General features: G+C 40.2%; 17 protein-coding genes. 11 read left to right on the top strand and 6 right to left on the bottom strand.

What is annotated here, in order from left to right; translation table 11 throughout:
* The first annotated feature begins 349 nt into the window (after window positions 1–349).
* On the top strand, window positions 350–1,222 hold the full coding sequence (locus tag NOS7524_RS13180; RefSeq protein ID WP_015138975.1) for a hypothetical protein: 873 nt from the start codon (window positions 350–352) through the stop codon (window positions 1,220–1,222).
* A gap of 72 nt (window positions 1,223–1,294) precedes the next feature.
* The gene (locus NOS7524_RS13185; RefSeq protein ID WP_015138976.1) at window positions 1,295–1,561 is read left to right on the top strand and encodes a hypothetical protein; all 267 of its coding nucleotides are present in this window, start codon (window positions 1,295–1,297) and stop codon (window positions 1,559–1,561) included.
* 70 nt (window positions 1,562–1,631) lie between these two features.
* Here NOS7524_RS13185 and NOS7524_RS13190 read toward each other — a convergent pair whose 3' ends face one another.
* The gene (locus NOS7524_RS13190) at window positions 1,632–1,994 is read right to left on the bottom strand and encodes a VOC family protein (protein WP_015138977.1); all 363 of its coding nucleotides are present in this window, start codon (window positions 1,992–1,994) and stop codon (window positions 1,632–1,634) included.
* 256 nt (window positions 1,995–2,250) lie between these two features.
* On the opposite strand from NOS7524_RS13190, the gene NOS7524_RS13195 reads away from it, so the two are divergent.
* Window positions 2,251–2,469 (top strand): hypothetical protein, encoded by a 219-nt coding sequence (locus NOS7524_RS13195; protein ID WP_015138978.1) that lies wholly within the window; start codon window positions 2,251–2,253, stop codon window positions 2,467–2,469.
* 22 nt (window positions 2,470–2,491) lie between these two features.
* Here NOS7524_RS13195 and NOS7524_RS13200 read toward each other — a convergent pair whose 3' ends face one another.
* Together NOS7524_RS13200 and NOS7524_RS13205 are read right to left on the bottom strand one after the other, a co-directional pair.
* Complete coding sequence (locus tag NOS7524_RS13200) at window positions 2,492–3,421, bottom strand: YihY/virulence factor BrkB family protein (protein WP_015138979.1); 930 nt, start codon at window positions 3,419–3,421, stop codon at window positions 2,492–2,494.
* 49 nt (window positions 3,422–3,470) lie between these two features.
* Entirely contained in the window at window positions 3,471–5,255 is a 1,785-nt protein-coding gene (locus NOS7524_RS13205; RefSeq protein WP_015138980.1) for a DUF389 domain-containing protein, read from the bottom strand.
* 216 nt (window positions 5,256–5,471) lie between these two features.
* Between NOS7524_RS13205 and NOS7524_RS13210 the strand changes: the two genes are divergently transcribed.
* The 3 genes from NOS7524_RS13210 to NOS7524_RS13220 are packed head-to-tail and all read left to right on the top strand — an operon-like array spanning window position 5,472 to window position 6,579.
* Window positions 5,472–5,690 (top strand): helix-turn-helix domain-containing protein, encoded by a 219-nt coding sequence (locus NOS7524_RS13210; protein ID WP_015138981.1) that lies wholly within the window; start codon window positions 5,472–5,474, stop codon window positions 5,688–5,690.
* A 2-nt stretch (window positions 5,691–5,692) separates the two neighbouring features.
* The gene (locus NOS7524_RS13215) at window positions 5,693–6,052 is read left to right on the top strand and encodes a hypothetical protein (RefSeq protein WP_041555305.1); all 360 of its coding nucleotides are present in this window, start codon (window positions 5,693–5,695) and stop codon (window positions 6,050–6,052) included.
* A 14-nt stretch (window positions 6,053–6,066) separates the two neighbouring features.
* Window positions 6,067–6,579 (top strand): hypothetical protein, encoded by a 513-nt coding sequence (locus NOS7524_RS13220; RefSeq protein WP_041555306.1) that lies wholly within the window; start codon window positions 6,067–6,069, stop codon window positions 6,577–6,579.
* Here NOS7524_RS13220 and NOS7524_RS13225 read toward each other — a convergent pair.
* Complete coding sequence (locus tag NOS7524_RS13225) at window positions 6,576–7,451, bottom strand: DNA adenine methylase (protein WP_015138982.1); 876 nt, start codon at window positions 7,449–7,451, stop codon at window positions 6,576–6,578. The two genes, NOS7524_RS13220 and NOS7524_RS13225, sit on opposite strands and share 4 nt — an antisense overlap.
* A gap of 216 nt (window positions 7,452–7,667) precedes the next feature.
* On the opposite strand from NOS7524_RS13225, the gene NOS7524_RS13230 reads away from it, so the two are divergent.
* Entirely contained in the window at window positions 7,668–8,156 is a 489-nt protein-coding gene (locus NOS7524_RS13230; RefSeq protein WP_015138983.1) for a hypothetical protein, read from the top strand.
* 117 nt (window positions 8,157–8,273) lie between these two features.
* Here the strand turns inward: NOS7524_RS13230 and NOS7524_RS30725 are convergent, their stop codons facing one another.
* Window positions 8,274–8,684, bottom strand: a complete 411-nt coding sequence (locus NOS7524_RS30725; RefSeq protein WP_015138984.1) for a hypothetical protein — start codon at window positions 8,682–8,684, stop codon at window positions 8,274–8,276.
* Between the two features lie 133 nt (window positions 8,685–8,817).
* Between NOS7524_RS30725 and NOS7524_RS13240 the strand changes: the two genes are divergently transcribed.
* Both NOS7524_RS13240 and NOS7524_RS30450 read left to right on the top strand, forming a co-directional pair.
* On the top strand, window positions 8,818–11,454 hold the full coding sequence (locus NOS7524_RS13240; RefSeq protein WP_015138985.1) for a tetratricopeptide repeat protein: 2,637 nt from the start codon (window positions 8,818–8,820) through the stop codon (window positions 11,452–11,454).
* A gap of 27 nt (window positions 11,455–11,481) precedes the next feature.
* A complete protein-coding gene (locus tag NOS7524_RS30450) occupies window positions 11,482–11,928 on the top strand; it encodes a hypothetical protein (protein WP_041555307.1) in 447 nt (148 codons plus the stop codon).
* A 13-nt stretch (window positions 11,929–11,941) separates the two neighbouring features.
* Here NOS7524_RS30450 and thrC read toward each other — a convergent pair whose 3' ends face one another.
* Window positions 11,942–13,033, bottom strand: coding sequence for a threonine synthase (gene thrC / locus NOS7524_RS13250; protein ID WP_015138986.1), 1,092 nt, complete (start codon window positions 13,031–13,033; stop codon window positions 11,942–11,944).
* 87 nt (window positions 13,034–13,120) lie between these two features.
* Here thrC and NOS7524_RS13255 point away from each other — a divergent pair, with 87 nt between their 5' ends.
* Together NOS7524_RS13255 and NOS7524_RS13260 are read left to right on the top strand one after the other, a co-directional pair.
* Complete coding sequence (locus tag NOS7524_RS13255; protein WP_041555308.1) at window positions 13,121–13,369, top strand: hypothetical protein; 249 nt, start codon at window positions 13,121–13,123, stop codon at window positions 13,367–13,369.
* 137 nt (window positions 13,370–13,506) lie between these two features.
* Complete coding sequence (locus NOS7524_RS13260; protein WP_015138987.1) at window positions 13,507–13,695, top strand: hypothetical protein; 189 nt, start codon at window positions 13,507–13,509, stop codon at window positions 13,693–13,695.
* The last annotated feature ends 79 nt before the right edge of the window (window positions 13,696–13,774 follow it).

Below are 13,774 nucleotides of genomic sequence, written 5' to 3' on the forward strand. Positions count from 1 at the left end.
AATTCAAAATTTAAAATATAAAATAAAATTCAAAAACTTAAGTAAATATATACCTAAAGTCTCAGAAATAATATCTAATTCTCAATTGCATTTTTACTTCTTTTGGCAGACGGTAAATGTAACTTAACTTTTTATATTAGAGGCTGTTTAATTATTTTATTGCCAGACAGCCAAGACATTAAACCTCACGTTTAGGTCTCATTAATCGCTAATCAATAGATAAATTTTCAAGCTTTTCCCATGATGTGAGAAAAGAGGTTTTCTCTATTGGTAAAACGATGATTTGAAATCTTTCCAGTAAGTAATTTTGTCTAACTAGCTGAAGTTGTGAAAAGTATAAGGAGAGAAAATGCTAACACCCCATAAATATCAAAAGTCAAGTTGGAATACTCGCATAGGTGCAACAGTCATTGCATTGACAGCTTTACTGCTTCCAGCTTGTGAAACTCCACAAGCCACTGCTCCTGATACAACCACAGAAGCTCCTACTACTCCTCCTCCTAGACCTGTAGCAGAACAAGATAATGTGACTGCACCAGAAGTTAGCCAAAATACACAAGAACTCATCGGTAAACTCGTCACTGTCCGAGGCCAAGATATTAATAGGGTAAATGACAAAGTATTTACAATTTCTGATAGAGAAGTCTTAGGTGGCGAAACAATTGCTGTGGTAAATACTACTGGTCAGCCTGTTAATTTGCCCCTACCTCAAGATTCCAGATTACAAGTCACGGGTACAGTGGCTACCCTTGATCCGAATACAATTAAACAAGAATACGGCGTGGATTTAGGTCAAAATCAGGTTGCAGAATATGCAGGTAAACCAGCAATTATTGCTCGTTCCGTGGCATTAGCACCAACACCAGGAGAAATCAACGAAAACCCTCAAGCTTATTACAATAAAGTAATTTCTGTCCCTGCTAATGTTTCCGAAATTTATGGACCTAACGCATTTGTTGTTGAAGACAAAGAAGTTCTTGGTGTCAACCCATTATTAGTTATAGTTACCGATAAATTGAAGGACAAAGCACCGATTAAAGAAGGTGAAAGGCTTGTAACTACTGGTACGCTGCGCCCGTTTGTTGTGAGCGAGATTGAGAGGGAATACAGTCCTGTTTGGGATGCACCATTGAGAACACGGCTAGAGAAAGAATATAGCCAAAGACCTGTGCTGATTGCCGAAGGTATATACCCATCAGCAGTACCATTAGGTACTAGATAGTTATTAGGCAAAATGATCAAGCGATCGCATGGCATAATTTAGTCATTGCGATCGCTTAATATTTCTACGAGTATGACCAAGCAGAATACTCCACTCACCGGAGACGCTCTAATTAAAGAAGTCTGTCGCCGCATTCGAGTAGCCCGCAGCTATTGGGATGCTCACAACAACGCAGCTTGTCGAGGTGAGCGCGAACGCGCCTTAGCCCTGTACAATACACTCACCAAAGAACAAAAACAGCAAATCCCAGAAGTGCTACGGGTGTGGTTACGCTATCGGAGTGAGAAGTATTTTGGCGCTCATCGAACACCGCCCAAGTCAGCGCGAAAATCAAAATAGTTTCCAACAGTTGAGAATCCTGGTTTTTTTCACAGCCAGGATAGTCTAATTGTCAAAGTTTTAATGTTGATTAATCACGGGTCAATATTTCTAGATTATGACCATTTGGATCATAGAAATAGAAACCACGACCTCCTTGTCTGTGATTAATTTCCCCTTTGTTGTGGTGCATGGGATCACTACTATATTCCAGTCCAGCCTGTTTTATTCTGCCAAAGATAGTATCGAATTCTTCATCGCTGACATGAAAGGCATAATGATGAGATTCAAATTCATTCCTATGGTCAAAATCAAGTGTGAGTGTGTCATTAACTCGCACAGCAGCAAAATGACCGAAATTTTCTACTTTTAAACCAAAAATCCGGGCAAAAAACTCAGCAGACGCTTCTTTATCATGGGCAGGAACTATAGTGTGATTTAAAGTGATTGCCATATTTGACATCCAAAATTTTTTCTAACTATAGCTCTAGAATGTCTTGTAAAATTTTGTTTTGCCCTCCTCATTTTGGTAGGAGTTTTGGCAATCCAGAGATGTTCTTAAATCACTGTTTGCTTAATTGTATGACACCCAAAATAGCAATCAGAAGATTTTTCTCAAGTCATTTCCAAAGGTACAGGATTTTGGTGAAACAGTAGTGCAAACATCATAAATTATGGTTGCAAAATCCTAACCACTCACAAGGGCAGCGATGAATAAAACAACACAGAACAAATTCAATTCTGAAATGACAGATGAAGATTGGTTGAATCTAGGAAAAGCTGATGCTTGGGCTGGAAAACCTAAAGCATCACCAGAACAAGATGCTCAAGCTGCTAGTATGTACGATTTAGGTTACAGCGAGGGGGAAATTACACGTTCGCCAATTGAAGCTAAAAAGGCAGATTCATCATTAAAAAGATTGAATTAAGCGCATTAATATCAGGGAAGCATCAATTTCTACTTTCTCTATCTTCTGAATCATACAAAAATGGTGAGCGATCGCCATAAATTTTAGAGTGTATATCTTCGCCTACAGTAACATTTAATTGATCGCCTACTAATAAAACAGCTGCACTCATCCACAGCCACAGCATTAAAACAATAACTGTCCCCACTGCACCATAAACTTTGTTGTAGTTGCCAAAATTCGCCACATACTGCCGAAATAAAGCAGATAAAAACGCCCAAAATACAGATGCGATCATTGCGCCTGGCATGATTGGTGTACCTCGGTTCCAAACGCTGGGGCCGTAACGGTAAATAAAACTAAATGCTGTAGCCACGATACCCAATACTAAAGGCCAGCGCAATAATTTCCAAAGATGCAATACAAAAATCAAAGATGAGTTACCACTAACCACAAATCCCAAAATTAGGTCACTAAGAAATACTAAAAAAGATGCTAATACTAATAGCAAAATAGCACCTACTGTTAATCCCAAAGAGATAATTTTAGCTTGCCAAAAGGGACGGGTTTTCTCTGGGGGGGTTTGATGGATTTGATCAAAGGCTGTCATGGCGGTACTGACTGCGCCGGAAGCAGTCCAAAGTGCAATGACAAAACTCAAAGAAAACAACCCACTATTTTTAGAGCGAGTAATTTCTTTACTGGCGAAATCTCTAATTAGCACCAATACTTCTTCTGGTGCGATTTGACTAAGTTGTACCGCGAGTTGTTTGAAAGTGTCTTGTAAAGATGCTTCTAGTAACCCAATAGCTGTCAGGATTGCCAGAATTGCAGGAAATAAGGATAACATGGCATTGAAAGCAATTTCCGCAGCCAGTCCTAAAAGTCGCCTTTTGATGGTTCTAGCAAGAGTTTTTTTGAGTGTACGCCAAGTAAGGTGACGAAAAAAGCTGACAAAACGGGGCTTTGGCATGACTACAGTTGCAGCTGGTAAGTTTGCGACTGTTCTCTAAATTATGAACTTAGAATGTTCCGGGAATGGTTTCCACGGGTGGCTTTCTCAGTGATTTTACCGTAAGTTTGAGTGTTATGGGGCTTTGGGGTTGTGTTCCTGGCATCAAAGTCAGGCGATCGCGATCAATTTGCCACTGAGATTTGAGATAATCTGTAATTAATTGCGATGGGCTAGGTTCTGCCTTGGGCGATCGCTCTTCGACACTATCTGTTAACTCCTCTAGTTCTGGGTTAACCATGACTTCTAGGTGTAAATTAGGGAATTGCTGCAAAAGTTGCCCTGCACGATCTAACAATTTGATGTTATCTGGTGTCAGTGTAGACTGATTTTGCTCAAAAGATATTGCTCCTAAATTAGTAGCTATTCTCTGCATACTAACTAAAGCAGACCGATAATTTAGCTTATTCCTCACGCTATCAGCTAGCAACACTTGAGCATCTTTTTCAATATCACGTTCACTCAAATACACCAACCTAATACGTAATGGTTCATTGGGAATGGTAATTAATTCATAATTAATCATTTGTGCTGGTTGCGGCAGCCGCATTTCACCTAAAGCTAATTGCACTTCTTGTAGGAAACTTGATTGTAATTGAGCGATGGTAATAACTGGTTCTGGTGGTTTTTCTTCGGGTAGGGGACGTAAAAGTTCACTTGATGCTGTGGGGATTTCAATTAGTTTGAGTGCTACTAATTCCGAAGGTTTTCCTAGGCGTGTAGCTAACTGCTGTACATAAATATTTTGTTCATCTTGTGTATATTGCTTACTACTAAATACTTGAAGTTGTACTGTCAATTGATTATTTTTCTCTAAAGTCGAAATATTGCCGATATAAGAGCGTGGTTCGCCATCAGGAAAAGTAGCAAATTCCTTTTGCCATAGGTCTGTTGCTGCTCTACGAATGCGGTTTTCTTGTTGCTGTTGAGTAATTTCTCTTCTGAGTTGGCTCAAAGATTGGTTGAGTGGAAAGATTACTGCCAAAATTGTCATAACAATTAGTAGTAATCTAGCTGGCAAACCCCCGATTTTTTTCAGTGTATTGTAAACAGGTAGTTGCTCTAAAATTTTCTGCATTCTGATACTTTCTGGGTCTGTATTTCGCCATTCCTTAACTTTGGCTTTCACCTGTAAATTATCAATATGCAGAGCGAGAAAGACTATCATAGCGGTAAAGGTAATCGCTACTAAGTTAGTGAAAAATAGTAAGCCACCACCACTAGCAACCTGTAATCCCTTTACAGAATTGATACTGACAGCTATGCCGATACCATAGCCCACAACACATAATGGTGGCATTAATGCTACTGCGATCGCTACACCAGGAATAGAAGTAGCTACCCCTCGCGGTTCTTTGCAAATTGCTACTGAACCCACCGCACCTGAAAATAAAGCCACAAATAAATCTAAAATATTCGGTCGAGTTCTAGCAACAATCTCACTGGTAATTTCCTTAAATGGCAGTAAAGATACCAGTAATACAGCAAAAGCGATCGCCACCGTACAACTTAACACCAGATTCAGCAACGCCCGCATCGCCAAGATGACATCACCCGCCGCTAGTGCCAGTCCGTTAGCCAGAATACTTCCCATCAAGGGAGAAATCAGCATTGCGCCAATAATGACAGCCGGGCTATTTAAGACGAGTCCGAGGGTAGCAATACCGGCTGCAAATAAAACTTGAATCCAATAGCTGATATCTTCCAGGCTTACTGACCTGCATATATCCAGATATACTTGTTCCTTGCGAGCTTGACTCACTCCCAAGTTATCTGCAAACCAGTCTCTAAACATAGATTAGTATTACTCAACTGATTGCATGATAATGGGCAGAATGTTGTGTGTACTATAAAAACGGACAAATTTCAACAAAATCAAGTCACATAGTCAGATTAGACACAGTAGCTGTATCGATTGTTAACAGGTTTATACCTAATGCTAACTATAGTATGTAGAACTTTAGTATGCAGCCGTTTACTACTATGTTAGCCATGTCTTGAGCAAAGTTCTATGAAGGCTGAAATACTCAAAAAATTTGGTCAAAGAGTCAGAGATGAAAGATTACAGCAAGGTCTTTCTCAGGAAGAATTAGCTGAAAAAGCAGGTCTTCATAGAACTTATATAGGCATGATTGAAAGAGCCGAGAAAAACATTACTCTCATTAACATTGGCAAAATTGCTAAAGCTTTGGATATTACTATTGATAATTTGGTAAAGGGAATTAGTTAAAAATGAGTGTGAATGAAGAAGAACGATGGATTAATGAAATTCGTCAATACTGTCGCTCGTTAAATATATCAACCAGTGACTTATACAAAATAGTAACTGACTTAAAAGTAGCTCCCATGATTCGTGGAAAAGCATTTGAATTTTCTATGTATTCTAAGCTTAGACAAATATTATCTGCAAAAGATTGGACGGTAATTAAGCCTGTTATTAATGCACAAACTGGAAATCATGATATTGATATTATGGTAATACACAATAGAACAAAAAAATTATATCTATTGAATGTAAATTGGCTGGCAAAGGAATGTTTAGTGTTGCGAAAACTTCCAGAACTGGGTTTCATAAAAAGGGTGATTATTTAATCAAAGTTAAATGTATGCGTTCCCGTACAACTAAAACACCAGAAAAAGTTAACATAATGGCGCAAAAACTGGGTGTAAGTCCGCAAATGTTTCTTGCTCATAGTGATCAATATCGGGTAACAAGTTTCAATGTAGTTGCTACATCTATAGGTAATGCTTTTTACCAGACTTTGGAAGACAGTGATGGCAACTTGATGTATAAATTTGAGCCTACTGAAGAAGGAATGCAATTTATTAATAAACTCAACCCTGCTGCAACTGATGAAGAGTTTTTGCAAGAATTTGTATATAACAAAGTTTATCTAGCTTGTTCATTAGATATTACTGTTTCCCATACTAGCGGGGTAATATGTGGTAAAAAAGCTTGCTTAGATAAGTACAATTGTGGCTTTATTCCTAACTATCCAATTATTAATTTTGGTAATATTAAAGAGTTAGCAGATGGCATAATGCCTTCTCCTATAAATGGTTGGATAGAACTAGATAAAAGTCTTGATTTTTTTGAAAATATATTAGAAAGAGTTTAAAATCCTATAACTAACTGCTTTGGCTCATAGAACAGATTGGTATTAGAGTCATAGTTTAATATAAAGACTTCCTTACCTTTATAACGCTCACCTTTGAAGTTATGCTCTTTTTTCTGACCTTTTTTTTGGTCATCTGTCCTATTGATTGTGTAGTTCCATTCTTTATCGTGCATTTCTACTGCCCATTCATACAAATCTCGCACTTCAGGAGTGTTATCGTAAGTTAATAAAAAGTGAATTCTATGTTGATGTTTTTTGAGTATTTTACATAACCGATAGTGATCATCTTTTGAAAAAGAGTAAGTATAAAACTTATCTTGATCTGCATTGAAATAAGGAGGGTCAATAAAGAGAAAAGCATTATTAGGTATAGTTTCTATAACCTGTTCAAAATCTAAGCAAGTAATCTTAACATCTTGCAGTTTTTCAGAAGTTCTGCGGATATTTCTAGGCCAGTTTTCTGGACGCATACTATATTTATCACCATATCCCCAATAGCAGTTTTGTGGCTTCATGATTCCTGAGTAAGAAGTTCGATTTAAATAAAACCATCTGGCTGCTGACTCTAGTTGATTTTGGGGATTAAATTTATTTTTATAAAAAGTATGTCTCTCTTTAGTTGCCTGTTCACCATCTAAATAATTAATTAGCTCTTCTGGATTATCTCTAATAGTTAAATATGTATTTATCAGTTCTTCGTCGATGTCATTTAGCCAATTATTGACGACTTTTTGTTTTGCGAAGAAAATAGAACCTCCTCCAGCAAAAGGTTCAGCATAGTACACATGAGGTGTAATATGTTTCAGGATTAAGTTCCGAGCATAAAACTTACCCCCTGCATATCGGAATGGGGAATTTATAGGCTTATTCATAATGAGTAAATTTTGATTAGCTTAATTAATCATTAGATTGCCAACTATAGTATACATAAAAACATATTGTCAAGGTTATAATCAGTCTGTAATACCTTTCTCAATATAAAAAACTAGACTATTTTTCTGATAAAACAGACTATTATTGTTGAAATTCATGGTCTGAAATGCAGATCAACATATATAAACCCGACAGTAATATGATCAGGTGTAAACATGACAGAAAGTATTGAAATTGGCACACATATCACACAACAATGGTTAGCTGAAATTGAAGCACTTAAACAACAGCTAGTAGAACAACAGCGCGATCGCGATGCCGCTTGGGAAAGTGCCGAGAAGTGGCGTAAACTTTATAACACTGAGGCAGAACAACGCCGCAGCGATGCTGATTTGTACCGCCAAACGATCGCTTCCCTCAAAGCAGAAATTCAAAAACTCAAAGGTATTGACACCACAGCATTACCCAACTCTTTGAACATCGCTGCCATTCAGCAGGAAGTTGCCGGTATCAAGACTTTAGAAGACTTAAAAGCCAAACTAATCGCAGTGATTCAAGAACGCGATCGCTTGCTCAACGCTTTGAAAACAGAGCAAGAAAACCACGCCCAAACCCGCAAAAGCCTTACCACTGCTTTAGGCGATGCTATTGATAGCCTCGCGAAAGAACGTGGTGGAATGGGAGGTGTAGTAGTTAAGGAGTAGGTTTGGTGAAAGGCGATGTCTCACGACGGGCTACGTCTACGCAGATTCTTGGTCGAGAGCGATCGCTTTTCTTTGTACTATCTTAATTAGAGTATAAAATTGTACCTCTGCTAAAAATTAATTGACACCCTTCCTGAAATATTTTTTGTTGCGAGTAGTTTGGTTGACTTTTCTTGGGGCTATAGTTTTAACTAAACCAGTCATTGCCACAATTACAGTTGCAATTCCTCCCATTAATAAGGAACTTAAAATGGCGGCGGCGAGAATAATTTCTGTGGGGCTATTTCCGTCACGTATCCAAGCAGAGGGATTTTCGATGGCTGGGGAATTTGAGGGAATTAACTGTGAGGTTTGGGTAGAAGTTGACGCGACGACGTGCAAATGATTGTGGAAACCCCTCTCCAAACCTCTCCCCGAAGCGGAGAGAGGCTTTAATTCTTGCTCCCCTTCCCTTGTAGGGAAGGGGTTGGGGGTTAGGTCAGAGAAAACGTTGTACACAGCGTCAGTTGTTAAATGATGATGATTCATGGCGAAGTAAGTGAAAAACTCGACTGTGTAAATCTTATTTCTGCCCTTAAAGTCGGAGATTCCTGAGAAATCGAGATAAAGTAGAAACAAAGTAGAAGATAAGTAGAATCAAGCAAAATTTTTCAGGCTGTCTATGCAATGGGATGACTTTTTAAGACAAGAAGCTGCTACTCATGAGTTATCCCCAGAGCAAACGGCAGCATTTTTAGTCAGGTTGCAGGCGGAAAACTCAGGTAAAAGTGAAGCGAAACTAGCCAGCGAGATTAATATCAGTGCGGCGGCGTTCAAAAAGCGCATGACTGAGGTGTATGAAAAGTTTGCCGAAAGTTGTTCTGACTTAGCTACCTCTAAACGCGGCAAGCTGGAGACATTAAAGGCTTACCTAACAGCAAAATATAACGGTGTTACCGACACCCAGCCGAAAAAAGAAATTCAGCAGAATATTCCCCCGGCTGTACCTTGGGAAAGATTTGTAGGTAGAGAGGCGGAATTACAACGACTGCACGAGATGATACAAAAATCCCAGCAAGTTGCAATTGTCGCCGTGGCGGGTATGGGTGGCGTAGGGAAAACTGAACTTGCAACCCAGTATGCTCAACAGAACTTGCAAAAATATCCTGGTGGGGTTTGCTGGTTATCAGCACAGGGTATTGATGTGGGGATTCAAATTCTCAGGTTTGCAGAAGATAAATTTAAATTTATCGCACCAGATGACCGAGAATTAGTAGATCGGGTAAAACTTTGCTGGGATAGGTGGGATGCTGGGGATGTTTTGCTGGTGTTTGATGATGTTACAGACTACAAAACCCAAGTTAAGCCTTATCTACCTGCAAACTCATCTAAGTTTAAAGTATTGCTCACAACTCGCCTGGGGTTTGATAGAACTCTGCCACAATTAAGCCTGGGTGTTCTCAAACCATTGGCGGCGATGAAGTTATTAAAGTCGCTGGTGGCGAGAGAACGACTGAAAAATGAGCCTTTAGTGGCGAGGAAAATTTGTAAATTTTTGGGATATTTGCCTTTAGCTTTAGAGTTGGTGGGACGATATCTGGATACAATGCCAGATTTATCACTGCAAACACTATTGAAGCGGTTAGACAGAAAGCGACTGGAACATGAAGCAATGGCTAAGGCTAACCCGTTGATGCGTTATGAATACGGTGTGGCTGAAGCTTTTGATTTGAGTTGGGAACAGTTAGATGAGAAGGCAAAAGAACTTGGTTGTTGGTTAAGTTTATATGCTTTGGCTGATATTCCTTTTGATGTGGAAGGAATGGAAGATGATGAACAGCAAGAAATTCGAGAGAAAGCCATTGCTGATTTGCTAAAACTGCATTTATTACAATGGCAAAGTAAAGGAGTTTATCGTCTACATCCCCTAATTCGGCAATATTTCCAAATGAAGTTGGATGAATTAAGCAATGCGGATGAGATGAAAAGAAATTTTGCCGCGCAGATGGTAGAAGTTGCAAAGCAAATCCCCCAACAACCTACCCGTGATTTAATTCAACAACTCACTTCCCTGATCCCTCATTTAGCAGAAGTCACCAACCATCTAACAGCATTCATTAGAGATGAAGAATTAATCTATGCTTTCACCGGGTTAGGCTGGTTTTATCAAGGGCAAGGATTTTATAAATATGCAGAACCCTTGTTCAGTCAGTGTTTAGAATTAATTAGACATCGCCTTGGAGCAGAACATCCCCATGTCGCCAATAGCCTAAACAATCTGGCATTAATCTATCTTGATATAGGAAGGTACAGTGAAGCTGAACTCCTGCATTTACAAGCTTTAGAACTTTATAAACGTCTATTAGGAGCAGAACATCCATCTGTCGCCACTAGCCTAAATAATCTTGCAGAACTTTATTTGACGACAGGAAGGTATAGTGAAGCCGAACTCCTGTATCTACAAGCTTTAGAACTTTATAAACGGCTGTTGAAAACGGAACATCCCCTTGTCGCTACTAGCCTGAATAATCTGGGATTATTCTACCATGCGACAGGAAAGTACAGTGAAGCTGAACCCCTGTTTCAGCAAGCTTTAAAACTTTATAAACTCCTACTAGGAACAGAGCATCCCCATGTTGCCACTAGCCTGAATAATCTAGCAGAAGTGTACCATGCGATGGGAAGGTACAGTGAAGCTGAACCCCTGTTTCAGCAAGCTTTAGAACTTAGGAAACGCCTATTAGGAGCAGAACATCCTCTTGTTGCTGCTAGCCTTAACAACTTGGCATCACTCTACAACAGGACAGGCAGGTATAGTGAAGCTGAACTCCTGCATTTACAAGCTTTAGAACTTGATAAACGTCTGTTAGGAGCAGAACATCCATCTGTCGCCACTAGCCTGAACAATTTGGCAGCACTCTATGAATCGACAGGAAGGTATATTGAAGCCGAACTAATGTTTCAGCAAGCTTTTGAACTTAGACAACGCCTGTTAGGAGCAGAACATCCATCTGTTGCCACTAGCCTGAACAATTTGGCATTTCTCTACAAATCGACAGGAAGGTATATTGAAGCCGAACTAATGTTTCAGCAAGCGTTAAAACTCAGACAACGCCTGTTAGGAGCAGAACATCCTCACGTAGCTACCAGTTTGAATGATCTGGCACAACTATACCATATGACAAGAAGATACAGTGAAGCCGAACCCCTATTTCAGCAAGCTTTGGGAATTTGTGAGCGCACTTTGGGTGTAGGTCATCCTGATACTATGACAGTGCGGGGAAATTATGCAACGTTTTTAAGAGAAGCATATCGTTAAGTAGATAGACAAAAATATTTACAGTCATTGCCAGCAAAGCGACGCAATCCCACCCCTGGCGATATTCTCATTTCAGCCTCAAAGGCTCAACGTTCAACCTCAGAACCTCAACGTTCAGCCTCAAAGGTTCAACGTTCAACCTCAGAACCTCAACGTTCAGCCTTAAAGGCTCAACCGTCAGCCTCAGAACCTCAACGTTCAAGCTCAAAGGCTCAACGTTTGACTTCAGAACCCCAACGTTCAACATCAAAGGCTCAACTGTCGCGTTCTGAGGCTGAAACTTCAAGTATAAAAGGTGATGTACGCGATGGGATGCGCCTACTCTCTACCATTTTGCAGATAAAATCAGGTATAGGCGATCAGACCTTTTGCAAAAGCCAGGATTATAGCGTCCTTCTTTGCGTCTTTGCGCCTTTGCGCGAAACAAAAATCATCCCATTAATCAGCAACGCCTCAAAATCTACTAACTGTTAACTGTCAACTGTCCCTAAAATCCCATCGCCTTAGCGACATCATCTAATTCTGCCGCAATCCCCTGTTTAAATTGCGCGTGACTGTGTTTAATGGCTGTATCGGGGTCTTTCAAACCATTACCAGTCAAGACACACACCACGGTTGCACCTGTGGGTACTTGGTCTTTCACCTGTAACAACCCAGCAACAGAAGCCGCACTAGCAGGTTCACAGAAAATCCCTTCAGATGAAGCTAACAGGCGATAAGCATCTAAAATTTCTTCGTCGGTGACGGCGTTGAATTTGCCCTGACTCGCTGATTGAGCCGCGATCGCTTTATCCCAACTAGCCGGATTACCAATACGTATAGCTGTGGCGATGGTTTCGGGATGTGTCACCGGATGACCATTGACTAACGGTGCAGCACCTGCGGCTTGGAATCCCATCATCCGGGGCAGGCGATCGCATTTCCCGGCTTGATGATATTGACAAAATCCCATCCAGTATGCTGTGATATTCCCCGCATTCCCCACCGGGATGCACAGCCAATCGGGAGCATTACCCAAAGCATCGACAACTTCAAATGCTCCGGTTTTTTGACCTTCTAAACGATATGGGTTGACGGAATTTACTAATGTAATGGGGTAGTGTTCCGCCATTTCCCGGACGATTTCTAAAGCGCGGTCAAAGTTGCCTTTGATTGCCAAGACTTCTGCACCGTAGAGTAAAGCTTGCGCCAATTTACCCAACGCCACATAACCATCGGGAATCAACACAAAAGCTTTCATTCCCCCACGACGAGCATAGGCGGCGGCGGCGGCGGAAGTGTTGCCTGTACTGGCACAAATTACAGCTTTTGCGCCTGCTTCTTTGGCCTTGGTAATTGCCATAGTCATCCCCCGGTCTTTGAAGCTACCAGTGGGGTTAAGACCATCGTATTTAACAAACACACGCACTTGTCTACCGATGCGTTCTGCGATCGCTGGCACCGGAATCAAAGGAGTATTACCTTCTAATAAGGTCACAATCGGCGTTGTTTCGCTGACAGGTAGATACTCACGATAGGCTTCTATCAGTCCGGGCCAGGGTTGGCGATGAGATTGAGCAACAGACAAGCTTAAAGTCACGGGATTTAAAACTGAGTTGAGATAGTACAGAGGATTTTGATATTTGTTAGGGTAACGAAGGTCTATTTTGCTGCTTCATTTCCCATTTTGATATTTTTCACTCCAGATATTATCTCTTTTTGTACAGATATTTTACAGAGAATTTTTATTTTATTTACAGGAAGTGGGGATTGGGGATTGGGGGATGAGCAGGGCTATTTCATTCGCTCAGATCAGGATTTTGTCAAGAGTATCGGCGATCACGGTTTAATTCGTCACTACAGGCGAGATTGTCAAAATTATTGCTCTGTACTGGCTGCCCGCAAGGAATTGGCTCTCTGGAACAAAGATAGTTAAATCGTTATCACTTATGATACACACCGTAACCTATTAAACTAAATGATTAAAAGGATACAATTATTTAACAAAGCTTAAAGTTGCTTTATTATAATATTTACCAAAGGTGTGAGTTGAGTTGTGGAATTTAATTAGCTATGACTACTTGTTTATCTACAGTTTCTGAACGCGACTCCCAAGCAATACGGGTGCGCGAACTAGCTAAGACTTGTTATCAAGGCGACCAACAAGTCAAACTAATGAACTTACAGGCAGAGGTCGATTCTCTCTTACAAGAATTGCAAAACCTGAAAGCACAACGTTTAGCAATTACTCAAGAGCAGTAAACCAATTTTCTAGCGATCGCCACCTGCTTGAGAGTGTGAGTTGATTAAAGCACTGATTTTAACTCAGCAAATTTGGGAA

This window comes from Nostoc sp. PCC 7524, from assembly GCF_000316645.1.
GTDB lineage: Bacteria > Cyanobacteriota > Cyanobacteriia > Cyanobacteriales > Nostocaceae > Trichormus.

Coding starts and splice junctions, on each gene's coding strand:
- NOS7524_RS13220 (WP_041555306.1), top strand. CDS start 6,067: ATGCGTTCCCGTACAACTAAAACACCAGAAAAAGTTAACATAATGGCG.
- NOS7524_RS13180 (WP_015138975.1), top strand. CDS start 350: ATGCTAACACCCCATAAATATCAAAAGTCAAGTTGGAATACTCGCATA.
- NOS7524_RS13200 (WP_015138979.1), bottom strand. CDS start 3,421: ATGCCAAAGCCCCGTTTTGTCAGCTTTTTTCGTCACCTTACTTGGCGT.
- NOS7524_RS13230 (WP_015138983.1), top strand. CDS start 7,668: ATGACAGAAAGTATTGAAATTGGCACACATATCACACAACAATGGTTA.
- NOS7524_RS13205 (WP_015138980.1), bottom strand. CDS start 5,255: ATGTTTAGAGACTGGTTTGCAGATAACTTGGGAGTGAGTCAAGCTCGC.
- NOS7524_RS13240 (WP_015138985.1), top strand. CDS start 8,818: ATGCAATGGGATGACTTTTTAAGACAAGAAGCTGCTACTCATGAGTTA.
- NOS7524_RS13190 (WP_015138977.1), bottom strand. CDS start 1,994: ATGGCAATCACTTTAAATCACACTATAGTTCCTGCCCATGATAAAGAA.
- NOS7524_RS13260 (WP_015138987.1), top strand. CDS start 13,507: ATGACTACTTGTTTATCTACAGTTTCTGAACGCGACTCCCAAGCAATA.
- NOS7524_RS13225 (WP_015138982.1), bottom strand. CDS start 7,451: ATGAATAAGCCTATAAATTCCCCATTCCGATATGCAGGGGGTAAGTTT.
- NOS7524_RS13185 (WP_015138976.1), top strand. CDS start 1,295: ATGACCAAGCAGAATACTCCACTCACCGGAGACGCTCTAATTAAAGAA.
- NOS7524_RS13210 (WP_015138981.1), top strand. CDS start 5,472: ATGAAGGCTGAAATACTCAAAAAATTTGGTCAAAGAGTCAGAGATGAA.
- NOS7524_RS30725 (WP_015138984.1), bottom strand. CDS start 8,684: ATGAATCATCATCATTTAACAACTGACGCTGTGTACAACGTTTTCTCT.
- NOS7524_RS13215 (WP_041555305.1), top strand. CDS start 5,693: ATGAGTGTGAATGAAGAAGAACGATGGATTAATGAAATTCGTCAATAC.
- NOS7524_RS13195 (WP_015138978.1), top strand. CDS start 2,251: ATGAATAAAACAACACAGAACAAATTCAATTCTGAAATGACAGATGAA.